This is a genomic window from Parabacteroides sp. AD58 (assembly GCF_023744375.2).
GTDB classification, from domain to species: Bacteria; Bacteroidota; Bacteroidia; order Bacteroidales; family Tannerellaceae; genus Parabacteroides; species Parabacteroides absconsus.
The window spans coordinates 3,017,054-3,039,019 of record NZ_CP146284.1 but is presented as its reverse complement, the minus strand read 5'-3'; the positions used below and the strand labels follow the sequence as shown (position 1 = coordinate 3,039,019).

Genomic DNA, 21,966 nt, shown 5'->3' with positions numbered 1-21,966 from the left:
CATCCATTTTCCGCTATCAATTTGTTTCCAAACAACAGAATTGAAAATCTCCTGAACTTTTTCCGGTGCCCAGTTGTTATCATTTATATAGTAATCAAACGAAGTCCTTGACAGAAGGCAAATATCATGAAAATTCAGTTTGAAATCAAAGAGACGTTAGCTGGCATACTCGACCAGCTGTTACATTCTGACTTCTGGATCACGGAAGTAGAAGAGATTGATGACAAAAGGAAACTTATCAAGATCAGAGATTTTGCTTACCCGCAGGAAGCGACAGCCGAGGTTTCTGAGAATGAGATTCTGCTGAAGACGGCATGGTCCAAATATACCTACCGTCTGTATGAAGTAAACCATGTTTGCTGGTGCGAATACACAGGCGCTTATCGAGGACTGCTGGAACAAAAGCTTCTCCCTATCATAACGCCGAAAGAGAATCTGCTCGATCAGCCTGTTAGCAGCTCTTTATTGGGCGATATGCACAAGCCGCTCCGTGAATATGCCATGGACAATCTGAAGCTGAAGAAATTCCGCCAACAGACTTTCGGTGATATTGGTTTCTCGACCAACGACCATCCGAAACGGGTGTACGATGCGTTTATCAAGGAAGATTATATTCCTGAATAGTCGTCTTATCCTTTTGATGTAATCTCCTATGGACTCACAACCATCGCAACCGAATCAAGAAGATGTATCCGTGGTCCCGTACAATTCATTCTTCCGAGTGAATCTGCTGATAACTAAAATTCCTCCAACCGCTTCGTCCCAGCTTTGGGTTAAGAAGTTGTTGGAGGAATTTTTATAATGCTACTATATTGTCTTTATATACAAGAAACATCTTCTCATTCATAAAGCAATTCCATTTCATCCAGATAAAGCGTACTACCTTCGCCACCGGTAAAGAAATCTCCATATTTACTTGCTGAAGCTACAATGATGATATATTTAGGCTTTCTATAACTGCGATAATCCAGTTGGATCGTATATTCTTTATACGAAGTCACCGTTTCCGCCGAAATAAACTCTCCATAAGCGATGATGCTCTTGTCATTCTTATTGAACAGTTGCCTATCAGACTTTTTAGTCCGGATTTCATAAGGTTCAGACATATCCGTCAATGCCACATAAATATGCATTGAATCCGGGCGGTTCAACAGGTATTCATAATCCGAATCACCACTTTTGTTAATCGTTTCTGAATTATATTTATATTGGAATTTGAGTCCTGTTGGATAGGTATTAAACTCACGGCCAAAGCTCAATACACCATTTGTTCCATCAGTCCGAACATACGATCCGGTAAAGATATTCCCAGCCGCAAACTTACCTATTCCTAACAAACCGACAAAACGAGACTCCAACTTTACAGCCTGCCCGCTACCATTACTTGTATCACTGGTCGGTACACTATTGCTTTCGCCCAAAGTTGCAGCACCTTTATTTCCTGTATCCCAAAAAGAGACACCTGTCTCAGACCATGGATTCCACACATTACCATCCTTATACCAGTCATCAAAACTTCCATTAGTCAAAGCAACCTCAGATGCGGTAGTACATTCTTCTTCATTTCCGGCTACTCCGTCTACCGTTGTTCGGTAAACATACGTCGTATTGGCTTTCAATCCTGTAATAAATGCCGTATAAGTTGTACCTTCTATCGTGATAGAACTTTCCGAAAGTGCCTGCCAATCGGAAGCACTTTTTTCCTTATATTCAATAACCGGAGTCTTGCCAACCTGTATAGTTCCCGAAACTCGTATCTGATGAACCATAGGGAAACTATTACCAGTCGCCACAGATTCTTCATCCGAATGCAAAACGGTCACTTTCCAGGTTTCTGTTACCCCAAAACGGGTTACTTCGAATGTTTGAGGTCGAGAGAAGTCTGTTATGATTGTTGGATCTGGAACGACAACACCCACCGAACCACCTAATTTCATTTCCGTTACTTTTATCTGATCCAATGGTTGATTCTTCGCTACATAAACCACCACCTGCTTATTTGCCACATCTATAACCGGATCTCCAATCTGATTACTTACGACAACGGTTCTGTTAATCGTCTGATTGACCGTTATCGTCCAAGGATAATCCTGATAAGTTTGTAACAACACTGATACCGGAGATGTGAAATCAACACGGGTATCAGCAGACTTCGGCAGACTGTCTAATGATGAAAAGCCTACTGTCGGGAAGTTTTCATAATCAACACACCGACTTGAATCGATAGCCACATGAGCGCTGTTACTAACCTGTAATTTCTGTATCTGCAAAGAGGTGATATCTACCGCATCACTGACTTCTACAACAACTGTTCCCTTTGCCTTATCAATGGATAATGAATTATCAATCTGTCCTTCAACAGCAAAATCCGTAATATTTCCTTCTTGATAGGGATAAGGTATATCATTCTCAATGCAAGAAAAGAATGAGAACAAACAGCCTAACAAAGCAATACTCTTAAATTTTAACTGAAATACATTCATGACCGTACTTAAAAATAAAAGTTCATACCCAAATTGATCGAGAACAAATCAATCTTAAAGTCGGCCGAGCTGCTTCGACGCGAACCTGTCTCTACTTGATTGGTTACCTGATCCGTCCATTTCACATCAAAACCTAATACATCTACCGAAACTTCGACAGCGGCAAAATTGGTGATAAATGCTGTCAAACCAGGACACATACCGATCTGTAACTTATTAACCGTCTGATAAGTCCCGGAATAATCGGCTGTACCCATTTCTCCGGATGAGTTTTTACCCTGACCGTAACTATAGGTCAAACGTGCTTCATTAAACAAGCCGAACACTTTACTCCTTCCAATAGGCATATAAGTACGTACAAACCCAGTCGTTGAAAATTCGTGTTCCAAATATTTCAAATCGGAAATATCGAAGTTCAAGTCTTCATCCAAGTCCAGACTGATATTGCCTAAATCGGTATAAGAACGTTTGTAGGCAAAACGGCCACCAATCGCCACATTATCCCGGATGAAATATCCGAAGAATGGGCTTACCCGAAAGGAATAACCGGTACTTTCGATATCTTCCAACAATCCCATAAAGGAAAAGTTTCCATCTTCATGTTCTGAATACGAGAAGGTTGAACCTACCATCCATTGTCCTTTTGGAATAAAGGTATGGTTCTGTATACCTCTGTCAAATACTTTCCGACCCAATATTTTTGTTTGGGCATTGATAGCTATCGGAGATAGGATAGCTATTAAAAATAATATTGCTATTCGTTTCATTTATTTATTAATTTCATCTATTGAAGAGGGATAAACCAATTCTAATTCATCTAACCATAAAGTACTACCTTCTCCTCCTGTAAAATAATCACCTTTTTTACTTGAAGATGCAACAATTATAATATGAGTAGGTTTTTTATCTAATGACTTATACGTCAAATTAATTTCTCCTAACTGAAATGCAGTTACAGACTGAGAAATAGTAAATGAGCCATAAGCTAAAATATGTTCATCTGAAGAATAATTTTCCTCTTTGATAAATGAATTCTCATTAGTAGTATCTATATTATAGATCTTATCCGTCAGCAAGAAATAAATAAAGCCAGAGTCATTCTCTTCTGTCGCAGATCCCCTATTATTATTGATAACATTAATTTTAGCTGATGTGTACTTATATTGAAATTTTAATTTAGCAGGTCTTGACGAATACTCATGCCCAAAATCTAAATGAACTCCTTCAAAACCAGAAAGGCCTTTATAACTGCCTATAAATATATTTCCACTTACAAACTTTTTAGCTAGTGTTTTATTCATATAAGAAGATTCCATCTTTACACAATTACTACTACTTCCTATCTCTTTTACCGTAGAATAATAATCTAAAATACTTGTTCCACTATTACCAGAATCCCACCAGCCATTCGGAGTGTATTGATCACTCCAATCGTCTAAAGATAAATTTGGAACTTCTGTTTCCGCTTCCGTAGTAAAAGATAACACATCACCTTCTACATCTCCTTGACAAAACATATAGTCATAAGTCGTTCCAGGAGTGAGTTCCTTTATTTCGATAGAAGCATAATTACTGTCAAATGTTACCTCGCCCGTTGTTTGCCACTCGGTTTCCGAGCTCTTTTTATATTTAAAATAGCCACCTGATTGAGGATTTGCTGCAAAACCTCGTAATTGTGCAAACCGAGACCAAACATATTCGGCGTCACCGTTAATACTTTCTGTTGATAATTCTCCTTTCACACTATACGTAAATTCACCAGAAGACATTTTTCCGTTCTTATCTTGGAATAAGAGAGTAAATTTAACATCACCCGGCTGTAAGCTGGCAGGAGTAAAATGATAAACTAATTCTGCTTTATCATCTGAATAATCCAATGGAAATTCAAAACCTAAGCCAGATAAAATTTCATACTCCTTACTATCTTGCGTTAATTCTGACAATGTTAAAACAGATGGAATTTGAGCAAACTGCTCAGAAGTTGTTTGTGTCAATAACTGAACCTTTTGCATACCAATATTTTCAGATTGAGCGGTAACCGTTACTTGATGTTTCGGATCTGTCTGTTCACTTTGAGGTACTGTTACAACACCTTTATCTGTTGTACCTGTAAACTTCACGACCGGCGGCTTTTGTCCATAACCGGTTTCCGGTAATGGGATCGTTACTGTATGAGTTTCATCATTTGTCGGATCGTCTTCAATTGTAATATCGAAGTCCATACCCGAATTATCATCACCACTTTCAATCATATCAAATACCAAGTGATAATGATCACGTGCTTCTGTCTTGTCGATCAACTTAGACATTTTGAATTCCAAACCTTCTTTATTGGTTAAGGTCATATCCACCAAGATATATCCCGGCTGAAAATACCCGGCACGGGTTTCTTTTAGGCCATAATCCAAGTAAGAACCACTTTTATCGTTTACGCGAGCTATTACCGACGCAAACATATCTTGAACAGGTTTGGTAAACTCGGTTGTTACTTTCACACAGCTTAAAAAACATTCAACAGACACCGCCGTTGTTTTTCCGGCTGTAACAGCAACATTTGTCTTTTCTCCATAGAAAGTAGGCTGTTCGAACTCCAGTTTGGAAGTCGGGTTCGAACTTACCTTGACTTTATATGTCCCTACATCCAGTAAAACACGATCGCCTGCCATATCATTATAATCGGAAAAATGTTTCACAATGGAATCATTCGCTCCGGCACAAATATCCACAGCCAACGACTGATCTTCTACATCAAAACCTCGTGTTATAACTTCTACATTTTTAGAAACACCCAGTTCCAAATAACCTTGTGTTTCCAAACCTCGTTCATCCTCTGTACAAGCTCCAAAAGCCAAAAACAAAAGGAATAGACTACTTATGATATATTTAAAGTTCATCTTCTTTGCCTGTTAATACGTTTGTCATTTATCAATTGAGGTTGAAGCCGAATGACCTTTTGAGTCGGTCACTGTTATCAAGAAATGATGTTCCCCTTCAAAAGTCAACATCCCCAACAAAGTGGAAACATCAAAATTCACATTCGTCTTCCCCTTTACAGAACCATCAACAATATGAAATTGATCTACCAACACACTTTCTAACTCCGGAGTCAAATTTGTCAAATCAAAGCTTGATAATCCCATACTCGCTATAATTCCCGAGAACTCTGCATTTGTAGAAGTAATCTGAACAGTCATAGACGCAATACCATTCGGTGCAGAAACCTCAATCCGACCAGATGAAGGATCTCCAGAAATCGTAACACCCTCTTCACTACCACCATCATCTCCGCTGTCTCCTTCATCACCATCTCCACCAATGTTACCACCGTTTCCACCGGCACTTGGAACGACAATATCCACCGGATTTTCATTCACCGTCAGATTTACCTTAATCGTAAATTTACCGGTTGTTGGTTCTTCCGGTTCTGGTTCGGGCTCTGGCTCGGGATCAGGTTCAGGATCAGGTTCGGGATCAGGTTGTTCCGGTTCATCCGGAATAATATCTTCTTCCAAATCTTTTATTTCGACACGGAACAAATCCTGAGCATGCACATGACCTTCATTATCGGCCAATACAAATGTACGGATCACGGGAGTCTGGGTTTCTTTCTCCGTAGCACGGATGGTAACTGTTGCTTCCATACCCGGACGTACATATACAATCTTCGGATCGTCTTTCCCAATCGAAATAATACCCGAACCATTTGTTATCGTAATGGAATAATCATCCAGACAAGCTTCCAGAAACTCAGCACTCGGCACCAGATATACGATGGCACTTTGCAGCTGACAAACCGCATTCACGGTTGCCACTTCTCGTACGTTAACCTGACAAGTATCTATCGCCTCATAATAAGGATAATCGGTGGTTACTTCGTAATTCTCGCCCGTCGAAACTTCTACGTAATACGTTCCGGCTTTTACCATATATTCCGAAACCTTTTCATAATCGGCATACGACTCAAAATAGTCTTGCAGTTCCTGTGCTTCATTAAATATCTTTACCTGCAAATCTTCGGCCTTCGGTACGATTATTTTATCAGTGTTGGAAGCACGCGTTTCCGTTTCCAATCCATTGTAAACCGGTTCTTTTACGGATAATTGTAAGTCCAAAATACCGGATTCATCCGGAGAAAGTTCATTCGGATCTTTCCCCCATAATTCATTTTTCATCTCACACGATGAAAAGCTTGCCAGCAACAAACCTGACAAGAGTCCGCAACCTATCGTTCTTCTCCAATGTATCATAATTCAATCTGCGTTGCTTTGATATTTAATGATTGGCTTTCTGCTACCTCCAAGTTAATAATAATATGTTCTTTTGCTTCAAACAGATTATTATCATTAACTTCACTATTTGGTTCAATCGTTTCCGTATAATCTACCGGGAAACCTTTGATGGTCGTTCCTTCCACATGAATCTTAATATAGGGAGATGTCTTATCGCCATCGAAATAAGCCGATTCATCCAAATTCGTATAATTATATTCTACTGATCTCTCGTTGGCATCAGATACTGTCAATTTAAACTTATTACCACCCTGAGCATCTACCATTTTATCATCCCGAAAAGCACTCATAAAGGCTGCACTGGGGACAAAGGATACTTGAAATTGCTGTAAACTACATTCCAGTTTGACTGTTACCGTTTCATCGGGTAACACCAAAGTATCTTTTTCTGCATAAAAGCAGGGTTTATTCCTCTCTGCTTTACCACTCGTTGGCTCATTCGAATAAGCCTTCACCGTATAAGTTACGCCTTTAGTTCCTGCCGGTAAATAAAGCGGAGAATTGGCTTCTAAGATATGTAATGTATCTTTTTCGATTTCTTCCCCGGTCTCTTTATTGATTATACAGATAACAAAGTTATCCACATCCGGAACCGGTGTTGCCCGGGTAACAATCTGCACCGGACATTCGCTTGTACTTAACTGGAATTGCATCTTTGCTTTTCCGCTCCCTGTTACCTGTTCCATTTCTTCGTTGGAACAGGATGCTGCCAGCAATAGGATGGCTACTGTGTATAATAAGTGCTTCATATTATTCTTAATCATATATTAATTCTACGTCGTCAATGTATAATTGGCTACCGATATACTCACCAGTAGATAAATCATTATAAGGGGGCACAATCATATAATCGTATTCTGTTTCTACTCCTGATTTAAATAATATATATAAATGAGTAGCTTTATATGAGCTATTTATATATGTTATAGGAATAGTTTTTAACTCATAAGATGTAGTTTTACCACCTTCCTTTAAATATCCTTCTCCTAAAAGAATAACCTGATTTCCATTTCTATATTCAACTTTTATCCAAACCTCATAATTATCATTACTAACTTTTTTACCACTTGCTGGTAAATACTTTCTATAAAAATTCAAGGCCGCGGGACGAGATTGAAATGGATAAGGAGAATATTCAGTTTCCGGATTATCTGATTCACCACCAAGATACAAATATCCAGAATCAGCTTTCTTTATATTTCCATCCCACGTTCCAATAAACTTTCCAGGAGCTGTTGTACCTTCACCCCAACCTATTGTACGAATTAAGGCAGCCTTTTCTCCATCTTTTTTATCATTCGTTTCTATTGTCCCTGAATTATTAACATAAGCAAAGTTTGATGCTGTAACATTTTCATCAGAAGTTGTTTTCTGATTTAAAGTGTTCCATCCTCTGGTATTTACGTTATTACTATCCCAAGGGAACCAACGTTTCCAATTTGATTGGGGTTGCTCATAGCACCAAAATTCAAATCCCGAATTAGGTAACTGTTGTTCTTTTTCAGTTGTCCAAGAACCTTTTATCTGAATACCATTATGCTCTAGTATAACCTTTTGTGGTTCACCAGATCTTAAACCAGAAAGAACATATGAAACAACGCCATCACCCTCATTCTGTAAACCTTCTGTTATTTCTTTATCTCCATAAATAAACTTTATATCACTAATATCATTATCCAATGCCTTTGCTCTTAAAATTATATGTTTAGCAAAAACATCATTTTCTGTTGTCAACCATTCTACTGATGCTATAGAAACTGGTATTTTTTCTACCACCTTTATACTAGCAATATCTTCTACCGTTACAAATAGAGTAAATTTTCCACTTTGAAGCGTATTTAACCACGTCGGTGTAAAATCTAAATAATAGGCATCTTCAGTTTTTCGCCAATCAATACCTTCAACCGTTGTTTTTCCAGTGACTAAATCAACTTCACCAGTATTAATAATCTCATCCGAAGAATTTGTCAACACAAATGAACAAGATGCTAAATCTAATGTATGTACAATCCTTAAAGACTTTTGCTCAGTAAATTTCTGATAAGTTCCGTCTATCAAATCCAATCCAGAAAAAGAAGGATCTTGCGCTTCTTTCAATACTATTTTTACTAATTTAGTAGTTGTATTCGATTCTGGCAAAGCATCTGAAACAGATAAAGAAATTACATATTCAGCATTAACATCTTTCTTAGGCATTAAAGAATTTAATAATCCTGTAGGATTAAAATCAAAACTCATTTGCCCCTTAATTGTTTCAGGCAAGCCGAATGCATATAAAGATTCTAATTCGGCTTTCTTTTCTTCTTCCAGATTAGCAAAATCAACATTCAATACTGATTCACCGTCCTTAGTTACCGACAAGATGGCTTTATCCACTTTTCCACCGGCTAAAACTGATATATTAGGAATATTTGTAAATGTATTAGCATCCATAGGATCTAATATAGTAGGTTCAGTCATAGTTTCTTTACCATCCCAATTAAAGAATGAACTTGAAATAGATGGTGCTCCCTTCAACTGTTCCATAAAATCAGGAATACCTATATTGACATACACCGTTTCTTTTGTTTCATCATTCAGTACGACATCAATAGCCACACCGTTCAACCCTTTTTCATCGGTTCGAACCGTCAGCTTCGTCCATTGCTTTTGCTTGATAGTTGTTGTTGCCGTATATTGTACATCCTTTCCGTACACATTGACCAGTTCCATTCCAATCGTCAGCTTAGTACCAGAGGCATCTGCCTGAAAATACATCGGGCGATATTCCCCTTTTTCATAGACCAAAGGCAAGGTCATCTTGTTTGTCATGAACGACAAGGTATAATCTTTATACGTTGCCACAAAATCATCCGAAAAATCGACCGTTACCCGGCTGTTTTCCATCGCAGCCGTAACTTCTACCGGAGTTGTCATATCCTTGACAATCGTAAAATCCTGCTTCCCGTAGAAATAAGGAGAATTAAAAGCTGCGGCAGTTTTGGTTCCTTTACTCACTTCCACACTGTAAGCACCGGCTTCCAGTTCAATCTCTGCCGGCATTTTATCAAATCTGGCGTATTCTGCCACGACTCCCGAATCCTGAGAGATCACTACTTTATAACTATCAGGATCATCAAAACCGGAAAGCTCAAGGATATTAGAAGCTCTCGTTGATGAAGAACCCACCAACGTTGTATCAACCCCCATCTGAAAACTTAATTTTCCGGTATTCAATATCGTGCTGTCTTCCTCCTGACATGAATACAACCCCAAAAACAGACAACAAAAACATAATAAGCGACTCAACATAAAGGCCTTATTAGCACAAAAGAATAGTTTATTTTCCATTCAGACTTGATAACAATTAATTTCTTTTTTTCCGCTTGCAAAGGAACAACAATTCGCAAAGCCTCGCAAGGTCAATTTATAGAAAAATGTATTCTGTTTTTTATATCCGGAGTTTCCCATCTTTTTGCTATCTATTTGGAATTGCATGATATATGGGTTTTAGCAGACAGGTTTATTGTTCTATTTATTAAAACACGATGTTCTATTATTTGAATAGGTGTATGATGGAATCTATACAATGTATGATCTTTTCCGCAGCAGAAAACCGGAGACGGAAAAGGCTTGAATCACCTCATTTGATAGACTATCAGGCAGATAGAAGAAAGGTGAAAGATAAGTATGGAAATAAGTCACGGACGATTGTCGGGAGTTTTGAAAAAGGAAGATACGGGAATCGTTTTTGATGCTCGGGAGCTTTGTTTTCAAATACCCTTTGTTTTGATGAAAAGCCGGCGTATATTCATCAAAAGCCGGCGCAAATTGACAAAAAGCCGGCGTGTTTTGAAACAGGTCATTTTTCAATGAATGTTAAAAATCATGTTAATTAAGCATGTTGTAGAACATCTTTACAAATTGCTAACTTATCTTTGCATCGGTTATCAAATAGTGTATAAGTAGGCATTTAGTTTAGGCAAAAAGATTATGTTATTGCAAGTTTTTCACATCATGTTTTTCTACTTTGTAGGAGAGTGTATCAGCCATTTTATCCACGGGTTTATCCCGGGAAGCGTAATCGGGATGGTTCTGCTTTTCTTAGCCTTGGCGTTTAAGGTGGTAAAGCCATGCCATGTGAATAAAATCTCCAAACTGCTGACGGACAATATGGGCTTGTTCTTCCTTCCCGCCGGTGTCGGACTGATGACATCGATCGGCGTAATTTCTCATTACTGGGCCGTGATCCTGATTTCGTGTGTAGTCAGTACCATTCTGGTAATCGCTACGGTAGCCCTTGTTCAACAAAAATTCGAAAAACGAAAAAAATAAGCCGGTATGCATTCGTTGGTTCATTCTGAGATATTCGACCTGGCCCTGGTGGTCGGTACGTATATCGCCGCTACTCTTTTGTATAAGAAAACGCATCTGAGCCTGCTCCATCCGCTGCTCACCTCTATTTTCGTGATCATCGTCATCCTGGAAGTGCTCGATATTGAATATGAATCGTTCCAGCAAGGCAGTCACCTGATTCATTTCATGTTAGGTCCTTCGGTTGTTGCCCTGGGATATGTCTTGTTCGAACAGATGAAATACCTGAAAGGGAATGTCGTTTCGATCCTGACCTCGGTCTTTGTCGGGGCTATCGTCGGGATTATCAGCGTAATAGCCATCGGAAAGCTGATGGGTGCCGACCAGTCGCTGATTGCCACCCTGCAACCCAAGTCGGTCACGACACCGATTGCCATGGGTATTTCTGAAAAGAACGGCGGTATTCCGTCATTGACGGCCGTTATCGTTGTGGCGGTAGGTATCTTCGGGAGTATTGTCGGTCCGGCCGTTATGAAAGTGCTGGGTATCGAAAGCCGCATCGCTAAAGGATTGGCCTTAGGCGCTTCGTCGCACGGAGTCGGTACGGCAGCCGCCATCCAGCTGGGAGCCGTAGAAGGCGCATTGAGCGGGCTGGCTATCGGTCTGATGGGTATCATGACCGCCATTCTGGTTCCGGTCATTTCGTATATTCTATCCTTGTTTGCCTGAATACAGGCAACCGCTCTTCCTCTCGGGAAGCCGGTTATCACATACATCTGCCTCTCAACCCCTTGGCTGAAGAGGCTCGAATCTGACAGCAGGACCGCCCGACTATGGCGATTCTGCTATTTTTATCGTACCTTTGCGAAAAATATTTATTCGTATCAATTATGTCACAATTATTCCCTACTGATCTGCCTTACAAAGTGGCAGATATGAGCCTGGCGGAATTCGGACGGAAGGAAATCGAGATTTCCGAACACGAAATGCCCGGTCTGATGGCTCTCCGCAAGAAATATGGTGATTCGAAGCCATTGAAAGGAGCACGGATCACAGGTTCTTTACATATGACAATCCAGACAGCCGTCCTGATTGAGACACTGGTAGCCTTGGGTGCCGACGTCCGTTGGGCCAGCTGTAACATCTTCTCTACCCAGGATCATGCCGCTGCTGCCATTGCGGCCGACGGTGTACCGGTCTTTGCCTGGAAAGGCGAATCGCTGGAAGAATACTGGTGGTGTACGGAAATGGCACTGCGCTTCCCCGGCGGTAAAGGTCCGCATTTGATCGTTGACGACGGCGGTGACGCTTCTCTGCTGGTGCACATGGGTTACCGTGCCGAAAACGACCCGACAACCATCCAGCGTAAGGGAAGCAACCACGAAGAACAGTGCATCCTCGATACGTTGAACCGCATCCTCAAAGAAGACCCGCAGCGCTGGCATCATACGGTAGCAGAAATGAAAGGTGTTTCGGAAGAGACGACAACCGGTGTTCACCGCCTGTACCAGATGATGGAACGGGGCGAGCTGCTGGTTCCGGCCATCAACGTAAACGACTCGGTAACGAAGTCAAAATTCGATAACCTGTACGGCTGCCGGGAATCGCTGGCCGACGGTATCAAACGGGCAACCGACGTGATGATTGCCGGAAAAGTAGTTGTCGTAGCCGGTTACGGTGATGTAGGAAAAGGCTGTTCGCACTCGATGCGTTCCTACGGAGCCCGTGTACTGGTAACGGAAATCGACCCGATCTGTGCCCTGCAGGCTGCCATGGAAGGCTTTGAAGTCACTACGATGGAAGAAGCCGTAAAAGAAGGAAACATCTTTGTGACAACGACAGGTAACTGCGACATCATCACCATCGAGCATATGCAGCAGATGAAAGACCAGGCGATTGTCTGCAACATCGGTCACTTCGACAACGAAATACAGGTAGACAAGCTGGTGACTTTCCCCGGCATCAAACGCCTCAACATCAAGCCGCAGGTCGACAAATATACATTCCCCGACGGACATTCCATCTTCTTGCTGGCAGAAGGCCGTCTGGTCAACTTGGGATGTGCTACCGGACATGCTTCTTTCGTGATGAGTAACTCATTCACCAACCAGGTACTGGCTCAGATGGATCTCTGGCAGAAGCCGTACGAAGTAGGTGTATATCGTTTACCGAAGCACCTCGACGAAGAAGTAGCCCGCCTGCATCTGGAACGTATCGGTGTAAAGCTGTCAAAACTGACCCAGAAACAGGCCGATTACATCGGTGTACCGGTAGACGGACCGTACAAGGCTGATCATTATCGGTATTAAATCTTGACGTTCAGACTAATACTGAAATATTAACTATACAAAAACAGACGAGCTCACAAAGCCAGGAAAATTCCAACGCTTTGTGAGCTCGACTTTTTTACAAGTACCAAAGATTTATTCTTCTTTCGTCTTCTTATAAGAAGTATATAACGAATAACCCACAGCAACAATCAGCAATACTAAAATCAGGAAGCTGCTGTAGGCTTCTACATTGGCTGCGATTATATAGCCTTCGGGCTTGAATTCGAATACGATTTCATGCTCCCCGGCAGGTACTCGCATGGCGCGTAGAATCCAATCAACCCGTAAATGATCAACCGGTTTCCCGTCGACCGTAGCCTTCCATCCCGGCTGGTAATAGATTTCCGAGAAGACAGCCAGCTGGTCGGTAGCGGCTTTCGACTGGTAAACCAGCTTGTTCGGCCGGTAAGATTGTAACTGAATGGTTGCTGTCGAATCAGCCTGTGGAGTAAATCCTTCTACCTGGGCAGCGAAACGCTGATCAACTACTGCCGTCTGTTTCGGATCAATCTCATCCAAAGCGGCCATTTCTTCATCCGCATTCGCTACGATTTTGATATTCTTTACAAACCAGGCATTTCCATCGGCCGAAGGATTCAACAAAGGCGGCTGTCCCGGATTGTAAACAACGTAGCGCGTATTCAGCATATTCAAAGTCGGACAAGCCTGGAAAACGGTCCAGAAATCAGCCTCACTCTTGGCTGTCTGGAACGAAGCGATGATGGAGTTGATTTCCTTCTGCAAGCGATAGTCAATCAATTCCTGGTATCTCCTCAACTTGGCTGCATGATAACCGCCAATCGAATGATGATAATAGGAAGTATTGGTCTCGAGGAAAGGGTTATTCAGATTCAATACCCGGAAATTATCTTTATCCTTCAGAATTTCCTGATCGGATACCGATTCCTGATAAGTGGCCTGGATATCTTTCTTCGGGAAGAAATTCTTATCATTCAAATAACGCTTGTCGACTGTCCATAAATCGACAAAGATCAGGACGGTCATACCGATACCCACCCACGTAGCGACTGTTTTCTTGTTCTTGGCCACCATGAACCAGGCCACTAGAGCCGCACTCAGCAGGACAAACAGCAAAGAACGCAGGGCATCATCAGAAGCCAAGGTCGCACGGTCCATCAAGAGGGCATTGTAGAACTGTTCGGGCAACTGATACTGGGCATCGTAAGCTGAACGGAAATCAAGCAACAACGACGGCATCAGCCAGACAATCAGCGAAAGACCGCCGGTAATAACCAGAGCTCCTATCAGTCCTTTCTTCACCTGTTCATACGAAGCCTTCTCCTGCAGGATTTCTTTCAGTCCCCAGATTCCGATTATTGGAGCAACCAGTCCCGGAATAACCAAGGCCATCTCGACCGTACGGAACTTGTTGTACATAGGCAGATAATGGAACATGAAGTCGTTAAACCAGTCCAGATTCCGTCCGAGTGCCAGTAACGTCATAAAGGCACCTCCGGCAAATAACCACCATTTCATCGGATTCCGAACCACAAACATACCCAAGACAAAGAGGAAGCAGACAACAGCTCCGAAATAAACCGGACCTGAAGTAAAACTCTTGTCTCCCCAATACGTAGGCGCCTGTATCTCTTTTCCGACCTTCATGCCTCCGGCTTTCGCCATCTTGTAAAACTCAGAATCCTGTCCTAACGTACCACCAGAACCACCACCGTAGGCATTCGGGATCAGGGTTGTCAGCAATTCCATCTTTCCATAGCTCCAGGCAAACGCATAATCTTTATCCAATCCGGTTGATTTCTTCTCGACTGTGCCATCAGCATTAGGCTTAGGTGTCAGTTCAGAAGCCCCACGAATAGACTGTTGTCCGAGTTCCCAGTTACTGTACAACCCTTTAACACCCGGAAGGACAGCCAATACCGCGCATGCCACCATAATTCCGGTTACCTTTCCCAATTCAGCCCAATCTTTTTCCTTGATTTTCCAAACCAAAAATCCAATGTAGATAAACAGGCAGAGGATAAACAAATAATACGTAATCTGAATATGGTTGTTACTAATCGATAAAGCAACACCCAAGAGGAAGAGAATCGCTCCCCACAAATGTTTCCGCTTAAAGAGAAGCGCCATACCCGCCAACGTAACCGGCATGTAGGCAATCACATAACCCTTTACGATATGTCCGGCTTCGATGATAATCAGATTATAAGAAGCCAAAGCAAAGGCAAACGCACCTGCCAGAGCCAACCACCAGCTGGCGCCCATCACACACATCAGCAGATAGAAACAAACCAGTCCGGTAAAGACCATGGAAGCATCGCGATAACTCAGCGACTTAAAGAATTTCTCAACAATCTTATATTGCGGCAGGTCGGGAGCCGGATTTCCGTAAGTAGCCACATAAGGCATACCACCGAACATAGCATCCGACCAGGCACTGAATTCTCCCGGCTGTGCTGTTTCTTCATATTGTTTCATCTGGCTGTTTCCCATACCGGAGGCCTTAATGTCATCCCCCTGTCGGAGGACCTTCCCGTCGATTACCGACGGAGAAAAATAAACCACCGTAGCCACCAGCAAGATCAGAATAGCCACGATGTGCTTAACCCAATTTTTTAATAGTTTCTGCATATCGTCATTCGTTATTAATTCCTATTTCAAAACCCGAGAGTTTCGTTTTCGATTCCTACGAGAATCATTTTCGATTTCCGTCTATCTGAACTATACCCTTCCTTTGAACAGTTTGGCCGTATAAAAACGGACGGCAAACCAGCCATGCAATAGTATGGTGGCAAATTTACCATAATATTTGCACATGATGGCATACCGTTCCTTCAAAGAAGCTTTTCTTTGTTGCGTACTCATCCCGGCTTCCAGAAAATTAGAGAGAATCAGATTCGTATTGTACACATATCGTGCCTGCTTCAGGCAACGGATACACCAGTCGTAATCCGCACTCAACCGGTAATTCAGATCATACAAGGGAGCGATTTCCCGCCGGGCAATAAAAGACTGGTGGCAGACCAGCATTCCCATGCGGAAGCTCTTCCACGAAAGCTTCTTGGGCGGACGCAGGCGACGCATGCCCAACATCTTCCCCTGCGCATCTACAATAGCCGTCTCCCCATAGATAACATCCGGCAAGTGTTTCCGTTTTTCCATCTTCTGGACAATCCGTTGTATAATATCCGCATTCGGCAGGGTATCACCGGCATTGATAAACCAGACATAATCACCGGTAGCATGCTGCAATCCCTTGTTCATGGCATCATACAGTCCCTTGTCCGGCTCACTGAGCCAAAAAGAAACCCCGGAAGCATACTGACGGATTATATCCACGGTTCCGTCGGTCGATGCCCCATCGATAATCACATATTCAATATTCCCATACGACTGGCTCAAGATACTCAGAATGGTCCGTTCCAGCCACTGCGCCGCATTATAAGTGATCGTTATAATCGTGAATTTGACAGTATTATTCCCCATTATTCATTCTTTCAATGTAATCAATTCGTATACATGTTTCATGAAAGCTTCCGTCTTTTCAAAAAAAGGGGCGACATCTTCCTCTGTCCAATCAAATAAATCATCATAATCTCCCGATTGCCTCATATTAAACAAACGAGAAATAAGTCTACCATCTTCTTTTGACAAGAGACCGTTTTTCACGAATTCAGCACCTATTATATGAATAATCCCTGAATGCGATCGTGCAACAATACCTTTATCTACCAACAAGGCAGAAGCCATATAATAAGCGGCATAATATAACCTGGAAGCAGCCAAAGTCCAATGATTCAATTGAGCATTATCTTTCGCTTCCTGCATACTGTTCCACGCCTTTTGAATACGATACGCAATAATAGCTTTCTTCTCTTCGATACTTAATGTCATAGAACGATTCCTTCCTTTTCTATATTTTTATAAAACGGAGTAAAGCACCTTTTCTTCCAATCCTTGAATGTATAAAGTATCGGATGAATATACTCATCTAACTCCCAACCCAACTCTATCAACGGATAAGCTATTTTATCAAAATCATCATTCAGAATCTTATCTTTTTCGATGAGAATCAACAAATCCCAGTCTGAATCCTCCTGGGCATCATTCCTGGCTCTCGATCCAAACAAAATTATCTTAGCATTCGGTGCGACCAAATGTAAAGTCTGTTTGACTGCTTGTAAAATATATTCACGTGAGACTTTCATATCTTTTCTTTATCCATCAGCTTCTGATACAAAGCTATATATTTTCCGGCAATAACCTCTTCCGAATAATGAGTTTTTACCTTCTCCACACAGGCCTCAGCCAATTGTTGCGGATGAGGATGATCCAAAACCCACGTAATTCCCTGAGCCAGATCCTCTGCATCTTGATAACGGGCTACATACCCGTTCTTCAGATGATCAATCATCTCCGGTATCCCTCCTGTCTGAAACCCGACACAAGGAGTTCCACATGCCATTGCCTCCATGATGGTGTTGGGGAGATTCTCGTCCAATGAAGAAGTCACGAACAAATCAACGGCATTATACAATGCCACAATCTGATTGTCATCAGACAAATATCCCAGCGAATGAATAGGAACAGGAACCAAATCCTTTATTTCCCGTTTGACCTGACCGAATACCACCAATTCCATATCATTCCGAGACAATAATCTCAATGCCTTAATCAGATAATCTACTCCCTTCCTAGAATCCGTTACATTCAAGGCTCCGAATAAAATCAAATGTTTATCTTCTGGTAAATGTAACAACTTTCTGCTATCTGAAACATTCTTAGGAGTAAAGAGAGAAAGATCCAGAGGATTAGGAATATTTATAACTTGTTTGTCCTTCAACAAAGCACTTTGGGCGGCTCGTTCTGTCAGCCATCGGCTACATCCTACAAATGTGATGGGAACCGAGTGATAAACCTTGTTTTTCTGTAAAAACACACGAGTGGACAAATCTGTATGCTGTGTACTATGTAAATAAAAACAAGCCCCACACTGCTCATGATAAGCAGAACACTCCCGTGCATGATGGCAAATCCCCGTACAAGGCCACATATCATGCATCGTCCACACAATTGGTTTACCCAACTGGAATAATTTCTGCAGATCTGAGAGCGACAAAAAACCCTGATTAATCCAATGCAAATGAATGATATCAGCCTGTCTTACCAGCGGATGATGACTGATATCCGTTCCTGTATTGGCAATCGACACCCGAAACAGTTCTTTTTTATCCAGATGATTACACAAGAAGATAATCAGCCGTTCCCAATAAAAACGGAATAAGTTCATTTTCCGCTTCCACCCTGTAGTACTCACCGAAGAAATGGAAGCATCCGCTATTTCTTTGTCGCGTACCAACATCGAAACGTCTATTCCTTTCTTCTGTAAAGCCTTTCTCAGACGATTGGCAGCCACCGCCGCCCCACCAGTCCGAGCAGAAGTATTTAGTAGGAGGATTTTCATTACTTAGAATAATATTTACAACATAAAATCGGCCATAAGGCAGCTCTTACCACAGCAACCAAACCATTGTTTTCTTTCGCATAAAAAATCTTATTTCTCAATTTTATGCACAAGCAGGAAGCTTTTATCATCTTCATAAACGATTTGTCTGATAATAACCCTGACAAATGCAAAGCATCCTGTAAACTTGATGACCGCTGAGGAAATTCCTGCAAATATAAATATACGTCTCTCATATAATCGCAACGCAGTTTCACATTGTTTTTATATCCTTTAAATGCAGATGTGAGATATCGTATTATATTACTTGAGTTCAACTTATAAATGCAACTTTTTGGGTGCGGATAATAAGCAATAAAAACATTTATTTTTCAGAGAGGAAAGAGAGACAATGTCCCCCTTTCTCTCACTCTGAATGGATAAAGTTTGCTATCTTTGCTTTAATTGTCCGTCCAAAGAAAAAAAAGTTGCAGATGAGCAAACATATAACCGAGGAACAAAGGTATGCAATTTCTATGATGTTGCAAATACCGATGAGCAAAAAAGCAATAGCGGAAGCTATCGGAGTAGATAAAAGCACTGTTTACAGGGAGATAAAGCGCAATTGCGACGCCCGAAGTGGTAGCTATAGCATGGAGCTTGCCCAGCGAAAAGCAGACAGGCGCAAGCAGCAAAAACATCGCAAGGAAGTGCTTACACCGGCAATGAGAAAACGGATAATAAAGCTGTTGAAGAAAGGATTCAGCCCGGAGCAGATTGTCGGCAGGAGCCGCTTGGAGGGAATTGCGATGGTATCTCACGAAACGATATATCGCTGGATTTGGGAGGATAAGCGGCGGGGTGGCAAACTGCACAAATATCTTCGCAGACAAGGTCGCAGGTATGCCAAACGTGGTTCTAAAAATGCAGGGCGAGGATTTATCCCAGGCAGGGTGGATATTGATGAGCGTCCCGAGATAGTGGAACTGAAGGAGAGATTTGGTGATTTAGAGATAGATACAATTATTGGTAAGAACCACAAAGGTGCCATTCTTACCATTAACGACAGAGCAACAAGCAGGGTCTGGATACGCAAGTTGTCGGGAAAAGAAGCCATCCCGGTAGCTAAGATTGCAGTATGGGCACTGCGGAAAGTGAAAAACTTAATACACACAATTACGGCTGACAATGGAAAGGAGTTTGCAAAGCACGAGGAAATTGCGCAAAAATTGGAAATAAAATTCTATTTTTGCAAACCATACCACTCATGGGAACGTGGTGCCAATGAAAACACCAACGGGCTTATCAGGCAGTATATCCCAAAGGGTAAGGACTTTAGTGAAGTAACCAACAAACAGATTAAGTGGATTGAAAATAAACTCAATAATCGACCTCGTAAAAGACTTGGATACCTCACGCCAAACGAAAAATTTAAACAAATTATTAATCAGAATTCTGTTGCATTTGCAAGTTGAATTCAGCTTATTTATGGAACGTTCATTGCTCTCTGGCTTAATATAAGATACAGCATTTAAATGCCGGCGATGAGCTGTTAAAGTTTCATTTAGAACAACAACTTTTCCATAAGCATTTGCAGTAATTGCAATCTGACCATCATAAGAGCGTTTATGCAAAAAATCCTTAGGTAATAAATCTATTACTGCCCGCTCTAAAAGCATGGCATGACCCGGAATAACCGGATAAAAAATCAATCGTTCAAGTCCATAATTCGGAACACGTAAGTCGATATTTAAAGGAATGGAATCAAGAGTAAACGGCTTGCTTAAAGAGAAACATAATAAAGCATTCTGCTGCACCAAATAAGAAACCTGTTTCTCGATCTTTTCCAAATTCCAAATATCATCTTGATCCGATATAGCTATTAAATCACCACTTGCCCTTTGCAAAGCAGTTATAAAATTTAAAGTTACACCTTTTTGTTTCTCATTCACAAACAGCTTAATAGTCTTATTACTCTCGGCATATTTCCTAATAATTTCTACCGTTTCATCCGTAGAACAATCATCTTGAATAATAATTTCAAAGATTGGATAAGTCTGATTTATAATCGAATCTAATTGCTCACGTATATATTTGGCACCATTATAGGTACACATGACTACTGATACTTTCTTTTCCATTTTTTATTCACTAAAACATTACCAATCATTCAAACAGTATAAGTTACAAAAACTACAATGTTTCCTTAATTACATATTATCCTTGAAAAAAGAAAGCCAACTACTAACATCATATTGTGCCTTCAACGAATCAGACTGTACATACACAGGTTTTTCCATAAAAGCTGGAATTTTTTCAAAATCTTCTCCTTCTAGGATAAAGATATTATTCGGATGAAAGAAATCATAATTCCGAATTTCTGGATTGTTTGTGATAAGTTTCTTATTATAAAATAATGCCTCCACAGGCCTCCTTGTAATACCCGATTGACCTTTCTGATAAATATCAACAATACATCTACTCCTAGCAACGTATCTCAGATTTTCTTCATAAGAAATATATTCACTACTGGAATGAGGTATTACGAAATAGCATTTATATCCTTTACTTTCCAAGAAGGCCTTAATTCTTAACAAATAAGGTTCTCGATCCTTAGGAATTCCCGCAAAGAAAAAATCAATATCAACCCTACATGCTAATTCATCCGACTTAGGGAAACGCAAAAATTGATTATGATATGACATTCCATACCGAATAGCATCCTGCGGATCAAAAGTTACCAATTGGAATCCAAATTTTTTGATTTTTTCTAAACATGGTTGAGGATTTCTACCTTTAAAAAGTGGATAAATAGGATTTCCAAACCAATTATATTTGACTAAATTTTTAGGTAAAAGATGATACAACATTCCCGTAGCCCGCAAATTAATACTTTCAAAAAGTAATAACGTATCATCTTCTTTTATTTCTTTCAGCTGCATCAAAAATGATTTTTTGAACCACAACTGCAAAATAAAGATAGGAAGCCAACATTTTCCACAAAATAGGAAACGAGTAATTTGAAGGAAACGGTTTTTAGGAGCAGCCAGTCCATTCTCAATCACAACAATATTTCCCCGTTTTTCCTCATCTCCAAACAAGTAAGTAAAAGGAATACTCCTATAAGCAATTATATATAATTTCCCCAT

Annotated in this window: 17 protein-coding genes and 1 pseudogene; 5 read left to right on the top strand and 13 right to left on the bottom strand. The window is 40.9% G+C overall.

Annotated features, from left to right (window positions below; genetic code table 11):
* Positions 1-126 precede the first annotated feature (126 nt).
* Positions 127-624: a hypothetical protein gene (locus NEE14_RS12935; protein ID WP_251967013.1), complete on the top strand. Its 498-nt coding sequence runs from the start codon at positions 127-129 to the stop codon at positions 622-624.
* A gap of 215 nt (positions 625-839) precedes the next feature.
* Here NEE14_RS12935 and NEE14_RS12930 read toward each other — a convergent pair whose 3' ends face one another.
* From NEE14_RS12930 to NEE14_RS12905, 6 genes are read right to left on the bottom strand one after another with little or no spacing between them, the layout of a single operon-like run.
* A complete protein-coding gene (locus NEE14_RS12930; protein WP_251967014.1) occupies positions 840-2,483 on the bottom strand; it encodes a PCMD domain-containing protein in 1,644 nt (547 codons plus the stop codon).
* Between the two features lie 8 nt (positions 2,484-2,491).
* Positions 2,492-3,250: a hypothetical protein gene (locus NEE14_RS12925; protein WP_251967015.1), complete on the bottom strand. Its 759-nt coding sequence runs from the start codon at positions 3,248-3,250 to the stop codon at positions 2,492-2,494.
* The gene (locus NEE14_RS12920; RefSeq protein WP_251967016.1) at positions 3,251-5,377 is read right to left on the bottom strand and encodes a PCMD domain-containing protein; all 2,127 of its coding nucleotides are present in this window, start codon (positions 5,375-5,377) and stop codon (positions 3,251-3,253) included.
* 24 nt (positions 5,378-5,401) lie between these two features.
* Positions 5,402-6,730, bottom strand: a complete 1,329-nt coding sequence (locus NEE14_RS12915) for a DUF4493 domain-containing protein (RefSeq protein WP_251967017.1) — start codon at positions 6,728-6,730, stop codon at positions 5,402-5,404.
* Positions 6,727-7,521: a DUF4493 domain-containing protein gene (locus NEE14_RS12910; protein WP_251967018.1), complete on the bottom strand. Its 795-nt coding sequence runs from the start codon at positions 7,519-7,521 to the stop codon at positions 6,727-6,729. Before NEE14_RS12910 ends, NEE14_RS12915 begins: the two co-directional genes overlap by 4 nt.
* Positions 7,522-7,528: 7 nt before the next feature.
* On the bottom strand, positions 7,529-10,102 hold the full coding sequence (locus tag NEE14_RS12905; protein WP_251967019.1) for a DUF4493 domain-containing protein: 2,574 nt from the start codon (positions 10,100-10,102) through the stop codon (positions 7,529-7,531).
* A 642-nt stretch (positions 10,103-10,744) separates the two neighbouring features.
* Between NEE14_RS12905 and NEE14_RS12900 the strand changes: the two genes are divergently transcribed.
* The 3 genes from NEE14_RS12900 to ahcY all read left to right on the top strand — a co-directional run bounded on the left by NEE14_RS12900 (position 10,745) and on the right by ahcY (position 13,374).
* Positions 10,745-11,086: a CidA/LrgA family protein gene (locus NEE14_RS12900; protein WP_251967020.1), complete on the top strand. Its 342-nt coding sequence runs from the start codon at positions 10,745-10,747 to the stop codon at positions 11,084-11,086.
* Between the two features lie 6 nt (positions 11,087-11,092).
* Complete coding sequence (locus tag NEE14_RS12895; protein WP_251967021.1) at positions 11,093-11,794, top strand: LrgB family protein; 702 nt, start codon at positions 11,093-11,095, stop codon at positions 11,792-11,794.
* Between the two features lie 161 nt (positions 11,795-11,955).
* Positions 11,956-13,374: an adenosylhomocysteinase gene (ahcY, locus tag NEE14_RS12890; protein WP_251967022.1), complete on the top strand. Its 1,419-nt coding sequence runs from the start codon at positions 11,956-11,958 to the stop codon at positions 13,372-13,374.
* A 114-nt stretch (positions 13,375-13,488) separates the two neighbouring features.
* Here the strand turns inward: ahcY and NEE14_RS12885 are convergent, their stop codons facing one another.
* The 5 genes from NEE14_RS12885 to NEE14_RS12865 form a co-directional block, all read right to left on the bottom strand.
* Positions 13,489-16,005, bottom strand: coding sequence for a YfhO family protein (locus tag NEE14_RS12885; RefSeq protein WP_251967023.1), 2,517 nt, complete (start codon positions 16,003-16,005; stop codon positions 13,489-13,491).
* 90 nt (positions 16,006-16,095) lie between these two features.
* A complete protein-coding gene (locus NEE14_RS12880) occupies positions 16,096-16,860 on the bottom strand; it encodes a glycosyltransferase family 2 protein (protein WP_251967024.1) in 765 nt (254 codons plus the stop codon).
* A gap of 3 nt (positions 16,861-16,863) precedes the next feature.
* Positions 16,864-17,268 carry a HEPN domain-containing protein gene (locus tag NEE14_RS12875; RefSeq protein ID WP_251967025.1) on the bottom strand — a complete coding sequence of 135 codons (405 nt, stop codon included), beginning with the start codon at positions 17,266-17,268 and terminating at the stop codon, positions 16,864-16,866.
* Positions 17,265-17,582 carry a nucleotidyltransferase domain-containing protein gene (locus NEE14_RS12870; protein ID WP_251967026.1) on the bottom strand — a complete coding sequence of 106 codons (318 nt, stop codon included), beginning with the start codon at positions 17,580-17,582 and terminating at the stop codon, positions 17,265-17,267. The genes NEE14_RS12875 and NEE14_RS12870 overlap by 4 nt, the downstream gene beginning before the upstream one ends.
* Positions 17,579-18,838, bottom strand: coding sequence for a glycosyltransferase family 4 protein (locus NEE14_RS12865; RefSeq protein ID WP_251967027.1), 1,260 nt, complete (start codon positions 18,836-18,838; stop codon positions 17,579-17,581). The genes NEE14_RS12870 and NEE14_RS12865 overlap by 4 nt, the downstream gene beginning before the upstream one ends.
* A gap of 473 nt (positions 18,839-19,311) precedes the next feature.
* Between NEE14_RS12865 and NEE14_RS12860 the strand changes: the two genes are divergently transcribed.
* Entirely contained in the window at positions 19,312-20,292 is a 981-nt protein-coding gene (locus tag NEE14_RS12860) for an IS30-like element IS4351 family transposase (RefSeq protein WP_005794072.1), read from the top strand.
* A gap of 324 nt (positions 20,293-20,616) precedes the next feature.
* Here the strand turns inward: NEE14_RS12860 and NEE14_RS15865 are convergent.
* Together NEE14_RS15865 and NEE14_RS12855 are read right to left on the bottom strand one after the other, a co-directional pair.
* Positions 20,617-20,934: pseudogene (locus NEE14_RS15865) on the bottom strand (glycosyltransferase); the annotation flags it as partial.
* A 93-nt stretch (positions 20,935-21,027) separates the two neighbouring features.
* Positions 21,028-21,966, bottom strand: coding sequence for a hypothetical protein (locus tag NEE14_RS12855; protein ID WP_251967323.1), 939 nt, complete (start codon positions 21,964-21,966; stop codon positions 21,028-21,030).